Annotated in this window: 1 protein-coding gene; it reads left to right on the forward strand. The window is 52.9% G+C overall.

Annotated features, from left to right (window positions below):
• The first annotated feature begins 344 nt into the window (after window positions 1-344).
• The gene (locus E1297_RS01270; RefSeq protein ID WP_155132896.1) at window positions 345-803 is read left to right on the forward strand and encodes a hypothetical protein; all 459 of its coding nucleotides are present in this window, start codon (window positions 345-347) and stop codon (window positions 801-803) included.
• Window positions 804-864: the final 61 nt, after the last annotated feature.

Here is an 864-nt window from a genome sequence, read left to right on the forward strand (position 1 = left end):
GTTTCCGCCTTGAAAGGCTTCCTGGCCAGCATGCCATGCAAATGGAACACATTTTTCGCCAGATCAATTTCGATGATGCTAACCTCACGCATCGGCACTTCCTCATCGCAAAGGTTTGACCCAGATATCTTGGCAAATTGCGATACCGGCAGGAAGTATTCACCCGATCGGACAAGATCTTCCGGTTTCAGGAGGTGACTGTCGGGAGGAACACGAGAATGGCCCCATGTGGCCGCTGCTCACTCTTGCCTTGCAATAAAGGCAGGAGGAACAACGGCCCCGATCAGTTTTGGCGATATGCACTAATGAATGACATGATTTCAAAAAAGGCACTTGGAAAAGACGTGGCGATAATTGTTTCCTCATTGTTTGCCTATCTCGGCAACAGGATGGCCTCAATAGACCGAAGAGCCGCTGTTTTTATCGTGATTCAGGGAACGGTCATCGGCCTCGTGGCGACGCCGGAATTGCGCGAAGGGCAAGAAAACCTGCCCCATGTCCTGAATGAACTGAAAACGCACCCGTCTCTTCTCGCAGGTGCGCTCAGCATCCTTGCCTTCCTGTGGGCGTCCGCTGTTCGCTTCAAGCCCGGAACGGACTTCCTGAGCAGGGTCGCCTTCAGCAAGGAAGATATTCACGAGCTGGAAGAGCAGTTTGCGTTTTATTCCGACGAGGCCGCCATGCGCGATGTTATCGCAAGCATGCGGATTCTGGGTCAGACCATCAGATACAAGGGCAGACTGTTCAACTTCGGCATGCTGGCGTTTGTGGTCAGCGTGTTCCTTTATGCATTCGGGCTGTGATGCTTCCCGAGGATTGGCGGGTTCAGCCGTAAAGTGCAACAAGGTAACGGGACGGTTCGGT

Source organism: Roseibium sp. RKSG952, from assembly GCF_009711355.1.